The sequence below is a fragment of the Mycobacterium sp. genome, from assembly GCF_049281135.1.
Classification (GTDB): Bacteria; Actinomycetota; Actinomycetes; order Mycobacteriales; family Mycobacteriaceae; genus Mycobacterium.
The window spans coordinates 1-6237 of sequence record NZ_JBAPRN010000385.1 but is presented as its reverse complement, the minus strand read 5'-3'; the positions used below and the strand labels follow the sequence as shown (position 1 = coordinate 6237).

The 6237-nt window shown below is 65.9% G+C and carries 6 protein-coding genes; 2 read left to right on the top strand and 4 right to left on the bottom strand.

The features are described from left to right. Positions 1-71 precede the first annotated feature (71 nt). On the bottom strand, positions 72-1118 hold the full coding sequence (locus tag WAN02_RS15380) for an enoyl-CoA hydratase/isomerase family protein (protein WP_422265065.1): 1047 nt from the start codon (positions 1116-1118) through the stop codon (positions 72-74). 235 nt (positions 1119-1353) lie between these two features. Here WAN02_RS15380 and WAN02_RS15375 point away from each other — a divergent pair, with 235 nt between their 5' ends. Further along, complete coding sequence (locus WAN02_RS15375; RefSeq protein WP_422265064.1) at positions 1354-2205, top strand: Bax inhibitor-1/YccA family protein; 852 nt, start codon at positions 1354-1356, stop codon at positions 2203-2205. Between the two features lie 80 nt (positions 2206-2285). On the opposite strand, the gene WAN02_RS15370 is transcribed toward WAN02_RS15375, so the two are convergent. From WAN02_RS15370 to WAN02_RS15360, 3 genes are all read right to left on the bottom strand, one after another. Continuing rightward, positions 2286-2903 (bottom strand): hypothetical protein, encoded by a 618-nt coding sequence (locus WAN02_RS15370; RefSeq protein ID WP_422265063.1) that lies wholly within the window; start codon positions 2901-2903, stop codon positions 2286-2288. A gap of 150 nt (positions 2904-3053) precedes the next feature. Continuing rightward, complete coding sequence (locus WAN02_RS15365) at positions 3054-4271, bottom strand: acetyl-CoA C-acetyltransferase (RefSeq protein WP_422265062.1); 1218 nt, start codon at positions 4269-4271, stop codon at positions 3054-3056. Between the two features lie 63 nt (positions 4272-4334). Beyond that, positions 4335-5297 (bottom strand): SGNH/GDSL hydrolase family protein, encoded by a 963-nt coding sequence (locus WAN02_RS15360; protein ID WP_422265061.1) that lies wholly within the window; start codon positions 5295-5297, stop codon positions 4335-4337. A 209-nt stretch (positions 5298-5506) separates the two neighbouring features. On the opposite strand from WAN02_RS15360, the gene WAN02_RS15355 reads away from it, so the two are divergent. Then, a partial coding sequence (locus WAN02_RS15355) for an alpha/beta hydrolase (protein ID WP_422265066.1) occupies positions 5507-6237 on the top strand: 731 nt, incomplete at its 3' end.

Below are 6237 nucleotides of genomic sequence, written 5' to 3'. Positions count from 1 at the left end.
GGGTGATGGTGCCAACCCGCTCATCCCGCCCGACCAGGATCGTTTCGTACGCTTTGGTCATCGCTGCCTTCCTAGAACTTCAGTTCGTCGTCGACGGGTGCGAAGTATGCCTCGACGTCGGCCGCGCTCACCTGAGCTAGCGATGCCGGCGACCATTTCGGGTTGCGGTCCTTGTCGACCAGCTGAGCCCGGATGCCCTCCACCAGATCATGCGAACGTAGCGAGGCGGACGACACCCGATAATCCTGGGCCAGAACGTCTTCCAGCGTGTCGAGCTTGGCGGCGCGGCGCACGGCCTCCAGCGTGACCGACAGAGCGATGGGGGAGCGGGTCGCGATCAGGTCCGCGGCGTCTTTGGCGGGGGTGGTCCCCCTTTTTTCGTGGTCCCGCAGACTGGCGACGATGTCGGCGACGGTGTCGCCGGCGTAGCAGTCGTCGATCCAATCTCGCTGCGCGGCAAGCTGACTGGCCGGCGGCTCGACGGCGTGGGCGGCGATGGCCGACTCGACGCCGTCCGCGGCGATGGCTTGACGCAACGTATCCAGTTTGTCGTGCGGCACGTAGTGATCGGCGAAACCCAGGGCGATCGCGTCGGCCCCCGAGAACGGCGCCCCGGTGAGCGCGGCGTGCAGACCCAGCGATCCCGGTGCGCGCGACAACAGGTAAGCCCCGCCGACGTCCGGGATGAAGCCGATACCGACCTCGGGCATAGCGACTTTGGAGGTCTCGGTCACCACCCGGGTGTTGGCGTGCGCGCCGACCCCGACTCCGCCGCCCATCACGATGCCGTCCATCACCGCGACGTACTTCTTCGGGTAGCGACCGATCTGACCGTTCATCAGGTATTCGTCGTGCCAGAACCGCCGGGCCTCGGCGCCGTCGGCGCGGGCGCTGTGATAGATCGCCACCACGTCACCGCCGGCGCACAGCCCGCGCTCGCCGGCCCCGGAGAGCACCACCGCGCTGATCGCGTCGTCCTGTTCCCACGCGGTGAGGATCGCGCGCAAGTGAGAGACCATGCTCTGATTCAGTGAGTTGATCGCCTTGGGCCGGTTCAGCGTCACAAAGCCGACGCCGTTGTCGACGCGGCTCGCAATGTCGTCGGATTCGTCCGTCACGCGTGTGGTCTCCCCTCGGTGAGTGGCTTTGCAGAATCCCTCGTCGAATGCAGGTCGGGCCCTGAGGAGCAATCTAGATCGTTACCCCCGCCAGGGTGCCCGGCGGGTAAGGTTTATCTGGAGTAGCACTGGCCGCACATTCGGGTAAATCTTCCGCTGGGAACCCGGCTGGACTACCGTTCGTTGATCACTTGTTCGTACAGCTCGAAGACACAGCTCACGAGAGGAACCGACGGTGCGGGAAACTAGCAACCCGGTATTTCGCTCGCTGCCCAAGCAGCGTGGCGGATACGCGCAGTTTGGCAGTGGCGTCGCGGGAGCCGCGACTGAATACGGGCATCAGGCGAACCCCTATGCCCCCTACACCGACCAGCGGGCCGGCGTTTCCCGCCCGCTGACCATCGACGATGTCGTCACCAAGACCGGGATCACCCTGGCGGTGCTGTCGGCGGTCGCCGTCGTCTCGTACTTCATGGTGGAAGCCAACCAGGCACTGGCGGGCTTGTTCACCTTCGTGGGCGCCTTCGGCGGTCTGGCCGTGGTGATGATCGCGACCTTCGCTCGCAAGCAGGACAACCCGGTGGTCGTGCTGACCTACGCCGCGTTGGAGGGATTGTTCCTCGGAGCGATCTCCTTCTTGTTGGCCAACTTCTCGGTGTCGAGCACCAACGGCGGCGCAATGATCGGGCAGGCGATCCTGGGCACCGTCGGGGTGTTCGCCGGGATGCTCGTGGTCTACAAGACCGGCGCCATCCGAGTCACCCCCAAGTTCACCCGGATGCTGGTCGCCGGCATGTTCGGTGTGCTGGCCCTGATGTTGGGCAACCTGGTGCTGGGCATGTTCGGTGTCGGCCACGGCGAGGGCCTGGGCCTGCGCAGCGGCGGCCCGGTGGCCATCATCTTCTCGCTGGTCTGCATCGGTATCGCGGCGTTCAGCTTCCTGATCGACTTCGACGCGGCCGACCAGATGATTCGCGCCGGCGCTCCCGAGAAGGCCGCCTGGGGTATCGCGCTGGGCCTGACCGTGACCCTGGTCTGGCTCTACCTCGAGATCCTGCGCCTGCTCAGCTACTTTCAGAACGATTAGCGCTTGACACAAAAAAAGCCGGCACGTGCGCAACGTGCCGGCTTTTTTGTACTCCGCTCAAAGCTGCGGCCCGGTTCGGCTCAGCCAGACAGTCCGTTCTTGATGGCCGTGTCTTGCTTTTGGCCGAGGTCGGTGGCGAAGTCTGGTGGCGGCAGCACGTCAGGTGGGCCGACAAAGTTCAGAGTGGCGAACGCCTTGCCCTCGGTGAACAGCACCATCATGACGCTCTTTGCGCCGTCCGGTGAGTTGCCCGAGACCGTGGTGCCCCCGGTTCCCACGGCAGCCGGTCCGGGTGTGCCATGGACGGAATCACCCAGCTTGGCCTTGGCAGCGTCCAGCGCGCTTGTCGCGGCAGCAGGATCACCAAAAACGAGGATGGTGTCGTGGATTTGGCGAGTTTTGTCGTCGTTGCTGAACGTCGTATCCACCCCGGCCTGGCCATTCGGGTTCGGTATCACCGGCCCGGCGGTGAAGGCCATCGGCGCCTGAATGTCACTGGCCTGGATCAGCAGTCGGGCGTAGTCGGCGGACTGGGCCTGCGCCGAACTCGCTGCCGAGCTGTGGCTTGTCGTGGCCGCGGTGGCTGACGTCGACGAGGCCGTCGGTGACTTCGGATTGCTGCTGCAACCGGCCGCCGAAACTGACGTGACTGCCACCGCGGCCGTCACTATTGCCATTGTTTTCCGGGAAATAGTCATCGCGCCGCTCCTCTTCGACCGAGTTGAACTCGGATGCGTAGGCCACCGGGCGGCAGCTGGCAAACCGTAACCCAGTCCGGGTGATTCCATGCCCGAACCGTGTGGTTACGCCAGTTTTGGCGGCAAAACGCCGAGATGGGTGCTGCGGTGTCAGCTCAGCCGCTCGATGACCAACGCCATGCCCTGACCGCCGCCGACGCACATGGTCTCCAGACCGAACGTCTTGTCGTGGGTCTGCAGGTTGTTGAGCAGCGTGGTGGCGATCCGGGCGCCGGTCATGCCGAACGGGTGGCCCAGCGCGATCGCGCCGCCGGACACGTTCAGCTTGTCCTCGTCGATGCCCAGCTCACGGGCCGAGCCGAGCACCTGCACCGCGAAAGCCTCGTTGATCTCGAACAGGTCGATGTCCTTGACCGACAGGCCGGCCCGCTCCAGGGCCTTCTTGCTCGCCTCGATCGGGCCCAAGCCCATGATCTCCGGGGACAGGCCGCTCACTCCGGTCGACACAATGCGCGCCAGCGGCTTGAGGCCGAGTTCCTTCGCTTTGGTGTCGCTGGTGATCACCACCGCAGCGGCGCCGTCGTTGAGTGGGCAGGCGTTGCCCGCGGTCACCGTCCCGTTGGGGCGGAAGACCGGCTTGAGCTCGCTGATCTTCTCGTAGGTGGTGCCGGCCCGCGGCCCGTCGTCGGTGCTGACCGTGTTGCCGTCCGGGAGTTTCACCGGGACGATCTCACGCTCGAAGAAGCCGCTCTTGATGGCTTCCTCGGCGCGGTTCTGGCTGCGCACGCCCCAGTGGTCCTGGTCCTCGCGGCTGATCCCGGTCAGGATGGCGACGTTCTCGGCGGTCTGACCCATCGCGATGTAGACGTCGGGAATGGCGTGGTCTTTACGCGGATCGTGCCAGTCGGTGGCGCCCTCGGCTGCCTTTACCGTGCGCTCCGCGGCGTCCTCGAATAGCGGGTTTTTGGTGTCCGGCAACGAGTCCGAGCTGCCCTTGACGAAGCGCGACACCGTCTCGACGCCCGCGGAGATGAACGCGTCACCCTCGCCGGCCTTGATCGCGTGGAAGGCCATCCGGATGGTCTGCAGCGACGACGAACAGTAGCGGTTGACGGTGGTGCCGGGCAGGAAGTCGTAGCCGAGTTCGACGGCGACCACGCGGGCCATGTTGAACCCCTGCTCGCCACCGGGCAGGCCGCAGCCGAGGATCAGGTCGTCGATCTGGTGCGGGTTGAGCTCCGGCACCTTGTCGAGTGCGGCGTGCACCATCTGCGCCGCGAGGTCGTCGGGCCGCATGCTGACCAGTGACCCCTTCATGGCGCGACCGATCGGTGAACGGGCAGTTGAAACAATGACGGCTTCCGGCATGTCGGCTCCATCTCCTGCGGTGTGGTCTGGACCCGAATCTAGCCTTGCGAGGAAGCGAGTCGCTTAGCCGGGGGCAGATACGACGATCGGTGCCGGTACCCCGGTGGTGGGTCGGCGCCACAGTCGCGAGATCAGCCGGAGCGCCAGGTTGCCGGGACCGGCCTCGGTGCCGGTTGCCGACGAGAGGGCCGGCTCGCCGGCCCAGTGGCCGAGCGCCTGGCAGAGCGCCGGCAGCAGCTGGCTTGCGGCCAGCGCGTAGCCGGCCGCCGACGGGTGGAACTGGTCATCGGACAACATCTGCTCGGGCGCATGCCGGAATTCGGTCTTGACCAGCGAGGCCAGCGGCACCGGCACACCACCGGCGGACCGAACGGCGCCGGACTGTGCGCGGGCCAGCCGCAGTCCCAGGGTGCGTACCGTCCATCGCAGCGGCTGTGGGATCGCCTTGACGACCCCGAAATCGGGGCAGGTGGCGACGACGACTTCCGCGCCGCTGGCTTTCAACCGTCGCACCGCCGCGCCCAGCCTGCGCGACGAGGCGCCGATGCCGTTCAGTTTGGTGACATCGTTGGCGCCGATCAGGATGACGGCGGCATCAGGTGGCGGCCCGGCGATGAACATCGCGTCGACCTGTCCGGACAAGCCCTTGGAGGTGGCTCCGACGATCGCCTTGGTGCTCAGCCGGACCCGCTTACCGGTCTGCTCAGCCAATCCGCGGGCGATCAGCACGCCGGGAACTTCGTCGGCGATCCGGCAGCCGTACCCGGTTGCGGTCGAGTCACCGAAGATCATCAGGTGCAGGTCGACGTCCATCCCGCGCTGCCAGCGCTGCACCGGGCCGCCGCCTGGCGCGTACACACCGTCGGCGCGCGGCGGGACGTCCCACGACTTAGGGATGACGCTGCGTGCCTTGGCCGCCTGGCTGATCAGCAGATTGCGCGCTCCCAGATAGGCGGTGCCGGTCGATGCCAGCGCGCCTGCCGCGGCCAGCGCCGTGATCGAACCTCGCGGTGCGCGTCGTACCACGCGAACAGTTTATGTCCCGGACCACTGGACCCTCCGAACCCCGGCTCTCGCGCCATTACGGGTCGGAGCAATCTTGGTATCGAATCAGACTCTTTGATTGTTGAAGTTCTTTAAAGTGTCAAGCTAAGTTCACGAAGTTGGCTGATGGTGCTTTCTTCCGCTGCTTCGTCGACATGTCATCGCACTACAACGGCGTAGGAGTGTTGAGCATGACCGCACCGAGCAAGGTTTCGGGCGCGCCCCGGACCGCAGTTCGTGCCCGTGACGTGCTGCGGGCCCGCAGATTTCCCATCAGCGACGGCGTGCCGGTCGAGGTCGTCGAGAGTGGACCCAGCCTCCCCGGAATGATGGCGTCGTTGGCTTGTCGCCTCACGATCCGCCCCGCTTTGGGCGTGGTCAGCTACATCCCGCACGTCCCATTTCCGTTCGGCATCATCGACTTTGCGTCCCGGATGCTGCTGCCCGGGCCCGGAACCGTCCGCAGCACGGTCGAGTTGCCGCACTGCACGGCCCAGCTGGTCCGCGCGCCGGGCGTGCTGCCCGCCGACGGCAAGCGACGGGTGGTGCTCTATCTGCACGGTGGCGCTTTTTTGACGTGCGGGGTGAACTCGCACAGCCGAATCGTCAACGCGCTGTCGAAGTTTGCCGACTCTCCGGTGCTGGTGGTCAACTACCGGCTCATCCCGAAGCATTCGATCGGTCAGGCGCTGGACGACTGCCACGACGCCTACCGCTGGCTGCGCCTGCGCGGATACCAGCCGGACCAGATCGTGGTGGCCGGTGATTCGGCCGGCGGTTATCTGGCTCTTGCTCTGGCGCAACGGCTTCAACAGGTACACGAAGAGCCGGCCGCGCTGGTCGCGATCTCTCCGCTGCTGGAGCTGGCCAAGCAACCCAAGCAGTCGTACCCGAACATCAAGACCGATGCGATGTTCCCCGC